The sequence below is a fragment of the Agrobacterium sp. T29 genome (assembly GCF_006970545.1).
GTDB lineage: Bacteria > Pseudomonadota > Alphaproteobacteria > Rhizobiales > Rhizobiaceae > Agrobacterium > Agrobacterium leguminum.
In genome coordinates, this window is record NZ_CP040640.1 from 330751 (window position 1) to 346887 (window position 16137).

12 protein-coding genes are annotated in these 16137 nt (G+C 60.3%); 7 read left to right on the top strand and 5 right to left on the bottom strand.

Features of this window, described 5'->3' with window-relative positions; all coding sequences use genetic code 11:
* Window positions 1-73 precede the first annotated feature (73 nt).
* The 5 genes from FGF54_RS01635 to ubiA all read left to right on the top strand — a co-directional run bounded on the left by FGF54_RS01635 (window position 74) and on the right by ubiA (window position 7116).
* A complete protein-coding gene (locus FGF54_RS01635; protein ID WP_142778742.1) occupies window positions 74-2392 on the top strand; it encodes a Tex family protein in 2319 nt (772 codons plus the stop codon).
* A gap of 168 nt (window positions 2393-2560) precedes the next feature.
* Window positions 2561-3817: a cyclopropane-fatty-acyl-phospholipid synthase family protein gene (locus tag FGF54_RS01640; protein WP_142778743.1), complete on the top strand. Its 1257-nt coding sequence runs from the start codon at window positions 2561-2563 to the stop codon at window positions 3815-3817.
* Between the two features lie 264 nt (window positions 3818-4081).
* Window positions 4082-5023, top strand: a complete 942-nt coding sequence (locus FGF54_RS01645) for an IS110 family transposase (RefSeq protein WP_142778744.1) — start codon at window positions 4082-4084, stop codon at window positions 5021-5023.
* 217 nt (window positions 5024-5240) lie between these two features.
* Window positions 5241-6041 carry a MipA/OmpV family protein gene (locus tag FGF54_RS01650; protein WP_031234593.1) on the top strand — a complete coding sequence of 267 codons (801 nt, stop codon included), beginning with the start codon at window positions 5241-5243 and terminating at the stop codon, window positions 6039-6041.
* Between the two features lie 121 nt (window positions 6042-6162).
* Window positions 6163-7116: a 4-hydroxybenzoate octaprenyltransferase gene (ubiA, locus tag FGF54_RS01655; RefSeq protein WP_142778745.1), complete on the top strand. Its 954-nt coding sequence runs from the start codon at window positions 6163-6165 to the stop codon at window positions 7114-7116.
* Window positions 7117-7194: 78 nt separating this feature from the next.
* Here the strand turns inward: ubiA and FGF54_RS01660 are convergent, their stop codons facing one another.
* Window positions 7195-7761 carry a DUF6101 family protein gene (locus FGF54_RS01660; protein ID WP_003503226.1) on the bottom strand — a complete coding sequence of 189 codons (567 nt, stop codon included), beginning with the start codon at window positions 7759-7761 and terminating at the stop codon, window positions 7195-7197.
* Window positions 7762-8127: 366 nt separating this feature from the next.
* Here FGF54_RS01660 and FGF54_RS01665 point away from each other — a divergent pair, with 366 nt between their 5' ends.
* Window positions 8128-10566 carry a DUF1217 domain-containing protein gene (locus FGF54_RS01665; protein ID WP_142778746.1) on the top strand — a complete coding sequence of 813 codons (2439 nt, stop codon included), beginning with the start codon at window positions 8128-8130 and terminating at the stop codon, window positions 10564-10566.
* 108 nt (window positions 10567-10674) lie between these two features.
* Here FGF54_RS01665 and FGF54_RS01670 read toward each other — a convergent pair whose 3' ends face one another.
* The gene (locus tag FGF54_RS01670; RefSeq protein WP_004432791.1) at window positions 10675-11625 is read right to left on the bottom strand and encodes a LysR substrate-binding domain-containing protein; all 951 of its coding nucleotides are present in this window, start codon (window positions 11623-11625) and stop codon (window positions 10675-10677) included.
* Between the two features lie 203 nt (window positions 11626-11828).
* Between FGF54_RS01670 and FGF54_RS01675 the strand changes: the two genes are divergently transcribed.
* Entirely contained in the window at window positions 11829-12122 is a 294-nt protein-coding gene (locus FGF54_RS01675; RefSeq protein WP_142778747.1) for a DUF1127 domain-containing protein, read from the top strand.
* Between the two features lie 223 nt (window positions 12123-12345).
* Here FGF54_RS01675 and FGF54_RS01680 read toward each other — a convergent pair whose 3' ends face one another.
* The 3 genes from FGF54_RS01680 to FGF54_RS01690 all read right to left on the bottom strand — a co-directional run bounded on the left by FGF54_RS01680 (window position 12346) and on the right by FGF54_RS01690 (window position 16098).
* Complete coding sequence (locus tag FGF54_RS01680) at window positions 12346-13719, bottom strand: glutamate--cysteine ligase (protein ID WP_142778748.1); 1374 nt, start codon at window positions 13717-13719, stop codon at window positions 12346-12348.
* Window positions 13720-13837: 118 nt separating this feature from the next.
* Window positions 13838-14575 carry a 16S rRNA (uracil(1498)-N(3))-methyltransferase gene (locus FGF54_RS01685; protein ID WP_168207969.1) on the bottom strand — a complete coding sequence of 246 codons (738 nt, stop codon included), beginning with the start codon at window positions 14573-14575 and terminating at the stop codon, window positions 13838-13840.
* Between the two features lie 17 nt (window positions 14576-14592).
* The gene (locus tag FGF54_RS01690) at window positions 14593-16098 is read right to left on the bottom strand and encodes an inorganic phosphate transporter (RefSeq protein WP_059760705.1); all 1506 of its coding nucleotides are present in this window, start codon (window positions 16096-16098) and stop codon (window positions 14593-14595) included.
* Window positions 16099-16137 lie beyond the last annotated feature (39 nt).

Below are 16137 nucleotides of genomic sequence, written 5' to 3' on the forward strand. Positions count from 1 at the left end.
GTTGCCGCCTCTTGTTGTCACGCCACAATCAGACATTATGTTCGCCGCTCCAGACGTGACAGCAGAGAACCTCATGACCGCAGACAATGCCCGCCTCGCCTCGCTCATCGCCTCCGAAATCAACGCCCGCCCCGATCAGGTAAAGGCGGCGGTGGCGCTGCTGGACGAGGGCGCGACCGTTCCCTTCATCGCCCGTTACCGCAAGGAAGTGACGGGAGGGCTGGACGACACCCAGCTTCGCACGCTTTCGGAACGTCTTGTCTATCTGCGCGAACTCAATGCGCGCCGCGGCTCCATCGTGGAGTCCATCACCGGCCAGGGCAAGATGACCGATGAGCTGATGGTCAAAATCATGCAGGCGGGCACCAAGGCGGAGCTGGAAGACCTCTATCTGCCCTATAAGCCGAAGCGCCGCACCCGCGCGGAAATCGCCCGCGAACGCGGTCTCGGCCCGCTGGCAGAAGCGATATGGGAGAACCGCGCCGCCGATCCGGCGAAGCTGGCCGAAGCTTATGTTCAGGGCGAGGTGGCCGATGTGAAGGCGGCACTCGAGGGCGCGCGCGACATCGTGGCGGAAACCATGACGGAAAATGCCGATCTTCTCGGTCGCCTGCGCGATTACATGCGCCAGAACGCCACCTTCCGCGCCAAGGTCGTGGATGGCAAGCAGGCGTCGGGCGAGAAATTCTCCGACTATTTCGATCATTTCGAGCGCTGGGCGACGGTGCCGGGCCACCGGGCGCTGGCCATGCTGCGCGGCTGGAACGAGGAAGTGCTGACGCTGACAATCGATGTCGATGCGGACGATCCCTCACCGGTGAAACCCGCACAGCGCACCATCGCCGCCGCCTTCGATATCCGCAATGCCGGCCCCGCCGACCAATGGCTGATGGAAGTGGCTGGCTGGACGTGGCGGGTAAAGCTTTCCATGTCGCTCTCGCTCGATCTGATGCGCGAATTGCGCGAGCGCGCCGAAGAAGAGGCGATCCATGTTTTCGCCCGCAATCTCAAGGATCTGCTGCTGGCAGCACCGGCCGGCTCCCGCGCCACCATGGGTCTCGATCCGGGCATCCGCACCGGCGTCAAGGTGGCTGTGGTGGATGGCACCGGCAAATTGCTTGATACCACGACGGTCTATCCCTTCCCGCCGAAGAACGATGTGCGCGGCACGCAGGCGGAACTTGCCGTCCTCATCCGCAAGCACAATGTCGAACTGATCGCCATCGGCAATGGTACCGGCAGCCGCGAGACGGAAAAGCTGGTCGCCGATCTTCTGGCGCAGATGCCCGCTTCGGGTGCAAAGCCCACCAAGGTCATCGTCTCGGAGGCGGGTGCATCGGTCTATTCCGCTTCGGAACGGGCGGCGGCGGAATTCCCCAATCTCGATGTCTCGCTGCGCGGCGCCGTCTCCATCGCCCGCCGCCTTCAGGATCCTCTGGCGGAACTGGTGAAGATCGAGCCGAAATCCATCGGGGTCGGTCAGTACCAGCATGATGTCGATCAGGGTCGTCTCAGCCGCTCGCTCGATGCCGTGGTGGAAGATGCGGTGAATGCCGTCGGCGTCGATCTCAATACCGCCTCTTCGCCGCTTTTGGCACGGGTGTCCGGCCTTGGCAGCTCGATTGCCGATGCCATCGTCGCCCATCGCGACCAGACCGGCCCCTTCGCCAGCCGTAGGGAATTGCTGAAGGTGCCGCGTCTTGGCCAGCGCACCTTCGAGCAATGCGCCGGCTTCCTGCGCATCCCGAACGGCAAGGAGCCGCTGGATGCCTCCTCGGTTCATCCGGAAGCCTATGGCGTGGCGAAAAAGATCGTTGCCGCCTGCGGCCGCGATCTGCGCTCACTGATGGGCGACAGCGCCGCGTTGAAGGCGCTCGATCCGAAGACGTTCATCGACGAGCAATTCGGTCTGCCGACCGTGAAAGACATCATCGCCGAACTGGAAAAGCCCGGCCGCGACCCGCGCCCGAGCTTCAAGACCGCGACCTTTGCCGAGGGCGTGGACGAGATCACCGATCTGAAACCGGGCATGCTTTTGGAAGGCACCGTCACCAATGTCGCCGCCTTCGGCGCTTTTGTGGATATCGGCGTGCATCAGGACGGGTTGGTGCATGTCTCGCAACTCGCCGACCGTTTCGTGAAGGACCCGCATGAGGTCGTGAAGGCGGGCGATGTCGTCAAGGTGCGAGTCGTGGAAGTGGATGTGAAGCGCAAGCGCATCGGTCTCACCATGCGCAAGGATGGCGGCGAGGCAGCGCCGCAGCCGATGCGCGAGAAGGGCAATGCCAGCGCCATGCGGCACGCGACATCCAAGCCGAAAGAGCGCAACGAGGGGTCGCAAACCGGTGGTGCGCTTGCCGCCGCTCTGGCTGAAGCCATGAAGCGACGCTGACCTGCGGTTGAAATGATTTTTTACCAAAAAGCCCCGCCGCACACCCCGGCGGGGCTTTTTGCTTGATGAAATCGTTCAATTTTTTTGAAATAAGACTATCTTGAAACTTGTGCCGAAAGGAATACGGTCAGCGAAATTGATAAGTGAGACTTAGCAATTGGGGGTGCCATGGCGTCGTCTCTGCATGTTCTTCTCGAAAAAATAATCAAGACCGGTGATCTCACCGTCAACAGCCCGGGCGGCAGCCGTACATTCGGCAACGGCGCGGGAAAAAAGGTGGTTCTGAACTTCACCGACGAAGCCGCCATGCAGGAGATCGCCGCCGATCCGGCGCTGAAGCTGGCTGAAATGTATATGGAAGGCCGGGCGAAGGTCGCGGAAGGCGACATCTACGATTTTCTGGCGCTGGTCAAAGGCAATACGCTGAGCGAGGCTCTGTCCTTCGGCATGATCTGGCGCGGCATGGCGCGCATCATCGCCGCCCGCATCAAGATGCATCTGCCGGTCAACCACAACAAGAGCAACGTCGCCCATCATTACGATCTGAGCGCCAAGCTGTTCGATCTCTTCCTCGATGATGACTGGCAATATTCCTGCGCCTATTTCAATCCGCCCGGTATCAGCCTCTATGAAGCGCAGGTCGCGAAAAAACGGCACATAGCCGCCAAGCTGATGACCGAGCCGGGTCAGAGCGTGCTGGAAATCGGCTCCGGCTGGGGCGGCATGGCGATGTATATTGCCGAAAGCGCCGGTGCGGATGTGACCGGGATCACGCTCAGCGAAGAACAGCTGCGCGTTTCCCGCGACCGCGCCGCCAAACGCGGCCTTGCGGCAAATGTCCGTTTCGAATTGCAGGACTATCGCTACCTGCCGGCTTCAAAAAAATACGATCGCATCGTCTCCGTCGGCATGTTCGAACATGTCGGGCCGACCCATTATCGCGATTATTTCGACAAGGTGGCGGAGGTGCTGGACGATAGCGGCGTGATGGTGCTGCATTCCATAGGCCAGCCCTATCCTGCGCTGGCGACCAATCCCTTCATCGAAAAATATATTTTCCCCGGCGGTTATATTCCCTCGCTTGCCGAGGTGCTGCCGGCCATCGAAAAATCGCGGCTGCTGGTGAAGGATATTGAAATCCTGCCCATGCATTACGCCCATACGCTTCGCCACTGGCGCGAGCGTTTCGTGGCGCGCAGGGCCGAAGCGGTGGCGCTTTATGACGAGCGTTTCTTCCGCATGTGGGAGTTCTATCTGGCGGGGTCGGAAATGGCCTTTACCCACGAAAACTTCCATATTTTCCAGATCCAGCTCGCCAAGGACCGCGATGCCGTGCCGCATAGTCGCGATTACATTGCGCAGAACGAAGCGAAGCTGCTGGAATTCGAGAAGACGCGCGCGCCGCTGGAGAAGGTGACGTTCTGACGACGGCGTGGGTAACGGGCGACCGAATTGTGGAGATTGTTGACAAACATCTCCGCAATCTCGGCGTCATCCTCGGGCTTGTGTGGAGGATTTGTGGTTTACTGGATGCATCAGCCGGGCATCGCAAACCCGGCTGATGCAGGCAGGCGGCCGTTTTTTCGGGCTGGTTTAGACAGCCGAGGACAAGCAAGGCCCTGCCTGCTCCCTTTGACCCCGAACGGTTGATCGGGCTTTTGCCCGCACCACAAGCCTGGGAGCAAGGCCATGATACACGATATCGCCGTCGTCGGCATTGACGTTTCCAAGCAGTATTTCGACATCCATATCCACCCCGCCGGTAAAAGCTTTCGTTGCGGTTCGTCACCGCACGAGATCACGCAGCTTGCCCGGCGTCTTTGGGAGCTGGGGCCGGTCGCCGTCGGCCTCGAAGCCTCGGGCGGCTATGAAAGTAGGCTGGCCGATGGTCTTCATGCCGCCGGCCTTGAGGTTTATATCGTCGCCCCCGCCCGCGTGCGCAGCTTTGCCCGCGCCATCGGCCAGCTGGCCAAGACCGACCGCATCGATGCGGCCATGATTGCGCGTTATCTGGCGGCGGTGCGGCGTGACCTCACACCCTACGCGCCTGATCCGGCTTGCCGCAGGATGCATGCGATCAGCGCCCACCGCCGGCGCCTGCTGGCCGAAAGGAGTGGGCTCGTCAGCCAGCTCGACACCATCGACGAACCGCTGGTGCGCGACCTGATCGAGGAGCGTCTGCGGACCATCGCACAGGATATTGCCACATTGGATGCGGCAATCGACGATGTGCTGACGCAGACGCCGAGGCTGCGCAAAAGCCATGCCCGCCTTCGCCAGGTCACCGGCGTCGGGCCGGTCCTGGCAACGGCGTTGCTTGCCGACATGCCGGAGCTGGGAAAAGTCTCTGCAAAAGTCGCCGCCGCCCTTGTCGGGGTGGCGCCTTATGCTCGCCAGTCGGGCGCAACCGAACGAAACGGGCGATGTGCAGGGGGCAGAAAACATCTGCGCGACATCGCCTATATGGCCGTACTCAGCGCCATCAAGGTCAGAGACCCTGTTCTTGGCGGCTTCTATCAACGGCTCAGAATGCGCGGCAAGCCTTTCAAACTCGCCATCATCGCAACCGTGCGAAAGCTCATCACAATCCTCAACGCAATCGCTCGATCAGACCCGGCATTCGCACAGTAGATCCACGGTTGCTTGTCCCGAGGATCTATCCACGTTGCTTAAAGTCCGTCGGTTGCAGATGCTCGGGACAGGCCCGAGCATGACGGCGGTGAGGTTTGAGGCCTTGTCGCCACCCTCCGCAGGAGGCGCGTTTCTTCCCGCGCTGGTTAATGGAATGGAAAGACAATCCCTCTAAGTCTACGGGCACCTGTCTGTATTGCGTTTCTGGGGTTCTTTCATGTTCAAGCCATCAGCGGCCGCCGCCGCCTGTGTTTTGTCGCTTTTTGCCGTGGGCAATGCCCATGCGGAAGGCTGGTTTTCCGGCGACTGGTATCTGAAGCTCGGCGGCGCGGGTTTCACCGCACCGAAATATCAGGGCGACAACAAGAATGAATTCGGCTTCTCGCCCATCATTTCGCTCGGCCGCCAGGGCCAGGGCGCGCGTTTCACCTCGCGCAACGACAGCGCCTCGATTTCGCTTCTGGATAACGGCCCGATCAGCATGGGTCTTGCCGGAAAGCTGGTATCCCCGCGTGACGAGGGCGACTCGTCCGATCTGAAGGGCATGACCCGCATCAAGCGCGGCGGCGAGCTCGGCGGTTTCGCCGAGGCCTATCCGACCGACTGGCTGCGCGTTCGCGGCGAAGTCCGTCAGGGCATCCGCAGCCATAGCGGCGTGGTCGGCGATGTTGCCGTCGATGCCTTCACCGATATCGCCCCCGGCATTCAGATTTCCGCCGGTCCGCGCGCGACATGGGTGAGCAGCAAATACAATGAGCGTTATTACGGCGTAAGTGCCGCGCAGACGGCTGCCGGCGCGCCATCGCCCTATAGCCCGGGCGGCGGCCTGCATTCCGCCGGCATCGGCGCCGCCATCACCTGGAAAGTCACCGAGAACGCCGAAGTCGGCTCGTTTGCGGAATATCGCCGTCTGACCGGTGACGCCGCCGATAGTTCGCTGGTGCGCGAGCGCGGCTCGAAGAACCAGTTCATCATCGGCGTTCAGGCGAGCTACAAGTTCAATTTCTCGCTGCCCTGACAAATAGCCGAGATATCGTCCTGCAAAGCCCCGTCGCGAAACCGCTGCGGGGCTTTTCTGCATGTGCGGCCAACTGCTGAAATCCATTCCGATTTTCCCGCCGATGCTGTAGAACCATCCCATGGTTCACCACAGCGATTTTTCAGATCGCGTCTCCGACGCGCCATCCAATAACTGGGTCTATCGGATTTTGCCGAGGCCCCTCTGGCCCTATGCGCAACTGGCCCGGTGGGATCGCCCCATCGGCTGGCAATTGTTGATGTGGCCATGTTTCTGGTCCGCAGCCCTTGCGGCAAATGTCGCGATGGCGAGCGGCGGCTTTTCCTGGGCGACGCTGATCTGGCATCTGGCGCTGTTCTTCATCGGATCGGTAGCGATGCGCGGCGCGGGTTGCACCTATAATGATCTGGCCGACCACAAGATCGACATGGCCGTGGCGCGCACCCGTTCGCGGCCGCTGCCTTCAGGCCGCGTGAGCCGGTCGCAGGCCAAGCTCTTCATCGTCCTGCAGGCGCTTGCGGGGCTTGTCGTGCTCCTTCAGTTCAACAGTTTCGCAATCGCGACCGGCATATTCTCGCTGATCTTCGTGGCGATCTATCCCTTCGCCAAGCGCTTCACCAACTGGCCGCAATTTTTCCTCGGCCTTGCCTTTTCCTGGGGTGCGCCGATGGGCTGGGCGGGACAGTTCGGATCGATCGCCTGGCCGGCTGTCCTGCTTTATGTCGGCTCCATCGCCTGGACGATCGGTTATGATACAATCTACGCCCATCAGGACAAGGAAGACGACACCGCCGTGGGCATCGGTTCGACTGCCCTGCTGTTTGGCGAGAACACACATCGCTGGCTGGTTTTCCTTTATGGCACAGCCCTTGTCATGATGTTCCTGTCGTTCTGGGTCGCGGGTGTTAACGTCATTGCCTATAGCGGCCTTGCCGCCGCGGCCATCATGCTGTTCCGGCAGGTCTGGGTGCTTAATATCGATGACGTCGATCAGTGCCTCGTGCTGTTCAAATCCAACAACCGCGTCGGCGTGCTGATTTTCGCGGGCCTCATCCTGCCGCTCCTGCTGGCGTAAGCCTGTGAAAACACGGAATGAAAAAGCCCGGCCGCGTCATCCGCGCCGGGCTTTTTTGATTTGTCTGGCTGAAGATTATCAGCTGCGGGCGATGATTTCCTTGCCCTCGATCTTCATGCTCATGCCCAGCGAACCGGTGGAGCGGCGAACGAGGAAGCGGGGACGGCGTTCCGCGAAATAGGAATGGCGGCGGCGCGGGCGGGTATTCTGGGTGCGCACCTTGCCGAGATGTTCTTCCAGCGGACGGGCGACGCCATCGGCTTCCACCATCAGCATGGGAATACGGTAGGCCTCGGACCAGCTGCGCCAGTCGGCGGCGATATCGCAGAGATCGTGGGCGACGAGAAGCGGAACGCAGAGGTCCGGATCGTCGTGGTGCAGCTCCAGCGTCACCGTTACCTGTCCATCGCCATGGTCGATGGCGCGGGCGGCGACGCCCTTGAAGGCGCGGGCTGGCAAAGCGAAGGACAAAGGCAGGCCGGAAGAGGACAGAACCTTTCTCAGAACGGCGCCCCGTTCATCGAGAGTGACGGCGACATCGGTCGCGCCATTGCCTTTTCCATAAGTGACCTGTTGCGGAAAACGTGCCGGGTCGAGTCTGAGAGTGGCGACGGCCCAGTCGGGCTTCAGAACGGTCTTGGTCATGTTTATTCTACCCTTGTTTTACCTGAGAGCCGGTTTCCGGTCTTCTCATCGGGACTTTTCGTCCTCTGATGTCGGGAGAATATCCGCCGCATGTTCGAGACTGCTTAAAAATCGCGGTTAAGAAAACTTTGCATTCCCAAATGGTTAGCAAAACACACTGTGGCATGGTTTCGCTTAGGTAAAAGAGATCGGGACAATGCGGTTTTTATCCCGGCCGAAATTGTGCTCTTTCAAGCTCCGGGCAAGGCGTCTCCCGCATAGTCAGGCAAAGGCTTGCCGTGCGTCCCGATGGAGGCGCGATGGGTGGATTGAAAACCGGAGCATTCGGCGTCTGAAGCGACGCGCGGGCCTCCAGGGGGCATTCGGATGGTATCGACTTATCTCAGCTACGACCTCATCAACCGCGATATGAAGGCAAGCCTGTCGCGCGTGTCGCAGCAGGGGCTCATCGAGCGGCAGACGACATATTACAAGGAGAACATCGGCAATGTGAAAAGCGTCGATGAGTTCCTCGACAATTACCAGCTCTATTCCTATGCCATGGATGCCTTCGGTCTCGGCGAGATGACCTATGCCAAGGCCTTCATGAAAAAGGTGCTGGAAAGCGATCTGAACGACCAGAACAGCTTCGCCAACAAACTCACCGACGAGCGCTATCGGGAATTCGCCGCAGCCTTCAACTTCACCACATCGACAAAGACCGTTCAGACGGAAGCGCAGCTCGACAAGATGATCGGGCTTTACGATACGTCGATAACCGATCTCGATGACAGCCTTGCGGAAGAGACCCGTTATTACAAGGCGATTGTCGGCACGGTAACCAATGTCGACCAACTGCTGCGCAACGACCGCACCCGCGCCTATATCTTTCAGGTCTTCAGCATCGATGAGAAGACCTATTCCTATGCCCATATCAAGGGATTGATGACGAGCGACATCAACGATCCCGACAGCTACATCAACCAGAAATACGGTGCGGCCTATAATGACGCGGTCGAAAAGCTGACGATGAAGGGCAATATCGAACTGCACGCGCAGGTCACTGCCCGAATTACCGCAATCGATACCGAACTCGCCGACACCGGTTTGACGGCCGAGGAGCGCACGGAGCTGGAGGCGGAAAAGGTGACGCGCCAGGACCAGCTGACCCAGCTCGAGGCGGTATTGCCGCCGCAGGATGAGTGGGAAGCGAAGCTCGCCGCCATCAAGGCCGAGCAGACGACGCTCACCAGCACCGTCACGCAATATAACAAGATGGCGCAGCTCGCCACCGCCTTCGAGTTCAAGAACGACGGCACGGTGACCGCCGGTCAGGCGCAGACGGCGGATAATCTCAAGGCCTTGACGGATGCCTATATCGGCAGCGCGCCGCGCGTGACGCCGACCGTCGCCACACTGAACCGGGATTATTTCGAATCGAAGATCGGTTCGATCAAGACGGTAACCGAACTGACGTCGGATACCCGGCTTCTCAACTATATCAGGACCGCCTTCGACCTGAACGACCTCACAGTCGTCACGGCAACGATCCAGAATATCCTGACCAGCGATCTGAGCGATCCGAGCAACTACATCGCAACTGTCGGCAAGAACGACAAGCGTTATATAGCCTTGAGAAATGCCTTCAATTTCCAGACCGACGGAACGCTGGCAGACGGAACGACACCCCAGACGACGGCACAGACCGCGACCACTACCAGCGGTTATATGACCTATTATAACGACAAGGACGATGCCGCCGACGAGAAGGCGCTGAAGCTGTTCAAGAGCGATATAGCCAGCGTCACTTCCGTCAAGGATTTCATCGACAGCAGCGCGGTCTATACCTATGCGCTGAAAGCCGTCGGCCTCGATCCGACCAAGGTGAATTCCGCCGATATTCGCAAGGTCCTCACCAGCGATCTGCAGGATAAAAAGAGCTTCGTCTACACGCTGAAAGACGAGCGTTATGTCAAGCTAGCGGAGCTGTTCAACTTCGCCTCCGACGGCAGCGTCGGAACACCGGTTCTGGCGCAGTCGGAAATCGAGATGCAGACCATGTCGGCCGACTACATCAAGAAAAAATCGGCTTTCGGCACGGAAAAGGACAAGGAAACGGCGACGAAGGAATCGGAATATTTCACGGCGGAGATGCAGAAGATCAAGACGCTCAAGGAATTCCTGAGCAACGATCGCCTGACGAAATTTGCGATGGAATCGCTCGGCATCGATCCCGAAAGCGTGACGAAGGAACAGCTCGAAAAGGCCTTCACCTCGAAGCTCGATGACAAGGACAGCTACGTCAACAAGGAGATGGACCCGGTCTTCCGCCGCCTCGTCACCGCCTTCAACTTCAATACCGACGGTACGCTTCTTCACGAGGACCGCAGCCTGATCCAGACGCGGCGCGGCCTTTACGAGACGCTGGACAACTACCTCACCCAGACGCTGGAAACGCAGGCGGGTGAAGAAAATGCCGGTGTGCGCCTGGCGCTCTATTTCCAGCGCATGGCGGCCGGAACGACGTCCTATTACTCGATCCTCGCCGACACGGCGCTCCAGAGCTTCATCAACACCACTTTCGGGATTCCGGACGAACTCGCCAATGCCGAGGTCGATACGCAGGTGACGATGATGAAGAAATACTTCGACATCGAGGATTTTCAGGATCCGGAAAAGGTCAAGAAGCTGGTCGCCCGTTTCACCATCATGTACGACAATCAGCAGAACACCACCGATCCGATCATGACGCTCTTCAACGGCAGCGGTTCGGTGGGCATCAGCGCCGATACGCTGCTGGCGGTTGCCACGCTGCGGGCGCGGTAACAGAGAAAGCGCGGACGAGCGACGGGAGGAGCGGGGTTAGCCGGCTTGAGGCTGATGACAAAGCCTCCCGCATACGCGACGTCATACCCCGGGATTTGTACTATCCTCTTACCATCCCGGCAGCATGTGCCCGGCGCGCAGGCGGGGCATCTTGGGGTAGGTCTTCACATCGCTGTCCATTTCGTCGGCAACGCTCATCGGCGAAATATTGTCGAGGCAGGCGGTGATGTGGTCGGTGATGGCGTTCACCAGCGAAGGGGAGAGGCCCGGCCGTTTCATCAGGCCGATCTGCACTGGCGGCAGGGGCGGGAAGCCGTCCGCGGCGGTCAGAACCTTCATGCCGGTGCGCAGCGCCGATTCCGGCAGCACCGAGACGGCCATGCCCGCCAACACGGCGGCGGCGACGACGGTGGAAGACCAGCTCGTGAACAGGACCTGATAATCCCGCCCATCGGCATCGAGCGCCGAACAGGCAAGCTGGCGCCAGTGGCAATCGCGCCGCCCGACGGCGAGCGGCACGGGTGCATCGTCCTTCAGCGGATGGTTGGCGGAAGCGACCCAGCAGAGCGGCTCGGTGCGCACCACATCCGAGGAGCGCGCGCGCGGATTATGGGTGACGAGCGCGATATCCAGCTCGCCGCGCGCCATTTTTTCGGCAAGGCTGACCGAAGGTTCGCAGACGATATAAAGCTCGACATTGGGATGGGTCTTGGCGAAGCGCCCGATAATCTCCGGCATGTAGCGGTCGGCATAGTCATCGGGTGTGCCGATGCGCAGCATGCCCTCGAGCCGGTTGTCGTCGAAGGCGGCGATCGCCTCGTTGTTAAGGCGGATGATGCGGCGGGCGTAATTCATCAGCTTTTCGCCCTCCGCCGTCAGGCGGTTGCCGCGCCCGTCCTTGGCGAAAAGCTGCTTGCCGATCCGTTCTTCCAGCCGTCGCATCTGCATGGAAACGGCGGATTGCGTCTTGAAAACGCGGTCTGCGGCCTTGGTGAAGCTGCCCGTATCGACGATGGCGATGAAGGTATGCAGCTGGTCTATGTCGAGAGGTGCGGACATGGATGGCCATCCATCAGAATGATTGATGCCTCACATTAGAAACATTCGTTGGACTGATCAATAGTCTTGCGACATTTTGACACCCAGCAAATCAATATCAACCCCGGGCCGGCGAAACGTCAGGCCCCCAACCCGAGGCAGCTTCTCGCGCGTGGTGCGCCGGGGGCGGTGCCGCATCGTGCCGTTACGAAAGGATAAGTGTCATGCGCACGGCAGAACGGAGAATGGAACTGGAACTCGCAACCTCCCGGCAGAACGATACGCTTCGTCGTGTCGCTGGCCTCTTTGCTTTCCGCGTCAAAACGTTCTTGCAGCGCATCTACAATCGTATCGCGGCCAATGGCCTCACGGAACTCGATGACCGCCTTCTGGCCGATATCGGTCTGGCGCGCTCGGATGTGAGGGATGCGCTCAATACCGGCCTGCTCGAGGATCCGACCGCCCATCTGACCCGCGCCGCACGCAACCGCGCGGTGACCCGGTTCAAGACCGTTTAAAGCGTTTCGAGGAAAGGCAGGCCCCGGTTTTCCGTCCGGAAATGCGCCAAAACGTTCCAGAATGTTCGGGCAATTCCGGCAGACCTCCAGCCGCCGGAATTGCTTTCGAACGGAAAAGTTTTCCCCGCAGGGTGATTTGCCAATAGCCCTGCCTTTGCCCGGTGTCAGGCCCCTCGGCCGCGCCGGGCTTTTTTAATGGCGGCGCAATTTTAGCGGCACTGCCTCAATACTGATATTCTTCGAACACCGGCAGCACGGAGCCACCCCAGCGACCGTTGTAAAGTGCAAGCAGGTCTTCGGCGAGCGTGGTCTTCTTGGCCAGAACCTCGTCCAGCGACGACAGGAACACGGTCTCGTCCTGGCCTTCGCCGTTCAGGCGCTTGCGGTTTTTCAGGCCGGTGCGGGAAATGTCGAGCACCTCGCGGGCGAGACCGAGAAGCGGCTTGCCGGCGATCTCGGCGGAAAGACCCTTGGCCGGAACGGCATCGCGAAGGGCGATGACCTCATCGAAGCTCCAGCCGGCGGTCAGTGCATCGGCAGCGGTCAGCGCCTCGTCATCGTAAAGAAGGCCGACCCAGAAAGCGGGAAGGGCGCAGATGCGTCTCCACGGGCCGCCATCCGCACCGCGCATTTCCAGAAAGCGCTTCAGGCGCACATCCGGGAACAGGGTGGAAAGATGGTTCGTCCAGTCGCCCATGGTCGGCTGCCAGTCGGCGATTTCACCCTTCAACGCGCCGTTCATGAACTGACGGAAAGTGACATGGGTGCAATCATGATATTTGCCGTCGCGCACGATGAAATACATCGGCACGTCGAGCGCCCATTCCACATAGTCCTTGAAGCCGAAGTCATCGCTGAAGGTGAAGGGAAGTACGCCCGAGCGGCGGTTGTCGGTGTCGCGCCAGATATCGCCGCGCCAGGACAGGAGGCCGTTCGGCTTGCCTTCGGTGAAGGGCGAGGAGGCGAAGAGCGCTGTTGCCAGCGATTGCAGCTTCATGGAAACGCGCATCTTCCGGCGCATGTCCGCTTCGGAGGAAAAATCGAGATTAACCTGAATGGTGCAGGTGCGGTACATCATGTCGAGACCCTTGGTCCCGACCTTCGGCATATAGCGCGTCATGATCGCGTAACGCGATTTCGGCATGCGCGGCGTTTCGTCGTAGCTCCACAGCGGGCTGCCGCCGATACCGAAGAAACGGATGCCCATCGGCTCGGCCACTTCGCGCAGCGTCGCCAGATGCTGGTTGGATTCCTTACAGGTCTGGTGCAGGTTTTCGAGCGGCGCGCCCGACAGCTCGAACTGGCCGCCCGGCTCGATGGAAATGGCGCCCATGCCGTGCTGCTCGCCAAGGCCGATGATGTTTCCGCCGTCCATGATCGGCTCCCAGCCGAGCTTTTCCTGCATGCCCTTCAAAAGCGCGGAAATGCTGGCTTCGCCGAAATAGGGAACGGGACTGTTATCCTCGCGGAAAAACGCGAATTTTTCATGTTCGGTGCCGATGCGGAAGTCGGCTTCAGCTTTGCAACCGCCCGCCAGATAATCTGTAAGCTCCGTAACGGAGGAGAGGGGGGTCTGGTCGGTCGTGTCGCGTGCCATGGCTTACCTTGTTATGACGTCTCTGTTGCGGCGAGGCATATGATTGGCAGATAGGGCCGGATCGTATCCGGAGGCAAATGAATTTCTTTTAAAGATGCATGAAGCGCAATGGGGCCATTCAATTCCAGTCGCCGATCGCCGCCTGAATGACCGCGAGCGCGGCGACGGCGGCGGTATCTGCCCTCAGGATACGCGGCCCGAGCGGAATGGGGGTAACGAAGGCAAGGCCACGCAGAAGCTCCCTTTCTTCCTCGGAAAACCCGCCTTCCGGGCCGACCAGCAGGGCAAGTTTGCGCTCCGTGACGGCTTGCAGGACCGGCAGCGGATTTTGCCCCGCATCGCCTTCGTCGCAATAGATGATGCGCCGGTCGTGGGGCCAGCTCTCGAGCATGTCCTTCAGTTTCACCGGCTCGGCCACCTCGGGCAGGGACAGTATGCCGCACTGCTCGGCGGCTTCGATGGCGTTGGCGCGCAGTTTTTCGGTATTGTGGATCTTGCCCTGAACATGCTGCGTCATTACCGGCTGCAACAGGCCGGCGCCCATCTCCACCGCCTTCTGCACCAGATAATCCATGCGCCCGACTTTCAGCGGCGCGAAAAGATAATGCAGGTCCGGGGCGTTCGGCTGGGGCCGTGTCTGCTCGATTGGGACGAGCACGATCTTCTTGCGGCTCGGAAAGGCAAGCTTCGCTTTCCATTCGCCGTCGCGACCGTTGAACAGCAGGATTTCCGCACCGTCGGTCATGCGCAGCACATTGGCGAGATAATTGAACTGCTCGGCTGTTGCCTCCTGCGCGACGCCTTCGGCAAGGCTGGCTTCGATATACAGGCGTTGCATCCGGAAATTGGCGCGCATGGGATTCTGTTTCAGGTTCAGAGAAAGAGGGACGACATGAGCCAGTAGAGCAGCGCCGCAAGCGCTGCACTGGAAGGAACGGTGACCAGCCAGGCGGCGATGATCGTCATGAAGTGGGAGCGGCGGACGAGATAACGGCGGCGTATCTCGGAAGGATTGTCGGCATATCTTTCGGACCGGCGGGGCCTGCCGTCACCAGCCTGAACGAGCTCCTGCCGCCGTCGCGACGATTGCGTGTACCATTCGCGGAAGAAACCGACGCCGAACACCGCGCCGATTGCCGTGTGGGTGGTGCTGACCGGCAGGCCGAAGCGTGAGGCAACGAGCACGGTGAGCGCCGTGGCCACGGAAACGCAGAAGGCGCGCATCGGATTGAGCTTGGTGATCTGCTCACCGACGAGGCGGATAAGGCGCGGGCCATAAAGAAGAATACCGCAGGAAAGCCCGAAGGCGCCGACCAGCATCACCCACATCGGCGCACGGGCGGACGTGCTCACCGCCTCGTCATGCAGGGCCCGCACGATGGCAACGACTGGCCCGATGGCGTTCGAAACGTCATTTGCCCCATGGGCGAAGGACATCAGGCCGGCGGCGAGAACCAGCGGCCACTGGAACAGGATTCGAAGCGACTGGTTGCGGTTTTCCAATCCTTCCGATTGTTTGCGGATGATCGGCACGCAGAGCCGCCAGACCACGAGCCCGGTCACCAGCCCTGTGAGGCTGGCATGGCCAAGCGACACATGCATGAGCTGCCGCAATCCGACCCAGATGAGATAGGCCGTGAAGACGCCCGCCATCAAACCGATAAGAACCGGAACCCACAGCCGGGCGGAGGTGAGCTTGTCCTCGCGGTAAATGATGAATTCCTTGATGAAAGCAAGGATGGCAACGGCGATGATGGCGCTGATGAAGGGCGCCAGAACCCATGCGAAGGCAATGCTGCCGAGCGAAAGCCAGTCGACCGCCTTCGCCCCATAGGCGGCCATTCCCGCACCCGCAACCCCGCCCACCACCGTATGGGTGGTGGAAATCGGCGCCTTGGTCCATGTCGAGATATTGACGAGAAGGCCGGCGGCGAGAAGCGCCGACAGCATTGCCCATGAAAAGGCGGTCCTGTCGGGAATGGTCCCGATGTTGATGATGCCGCTGGAAATGGTCTCGACGACGTTGCCGCCGGTGATCAGCGCGCCGGCAATCTCGCAGATGGCGGCGACGATGAGGGCGGCGGCAAGCGGCATGGCCTTCGCCCCAACCGCCGGGCCGACATTGTTCGTAACGTCGTTCGCGCCGATATTGATCGCCATATAGGCGCCGATGGCGACGGCGGCGATGATGATGACCGAACCCGCGGTGCCGGTGACGAAGACGCCGGCGAAGATGGCCGCCAGAACAACGAACATGAACCCCGCGCCAAGGCCGGCAAGCTGCTGCGTGACATGCAGCGTCGCCTCTTCGACACGGGTGATCTTGTCGAGATCCTTGTCGAGCGTCGGTTTCATATTCGATGGCGGCTTGATTGCCATTCAGACCTCGTTTGCCAGCATTCCCTTTCGTCCGGCAGT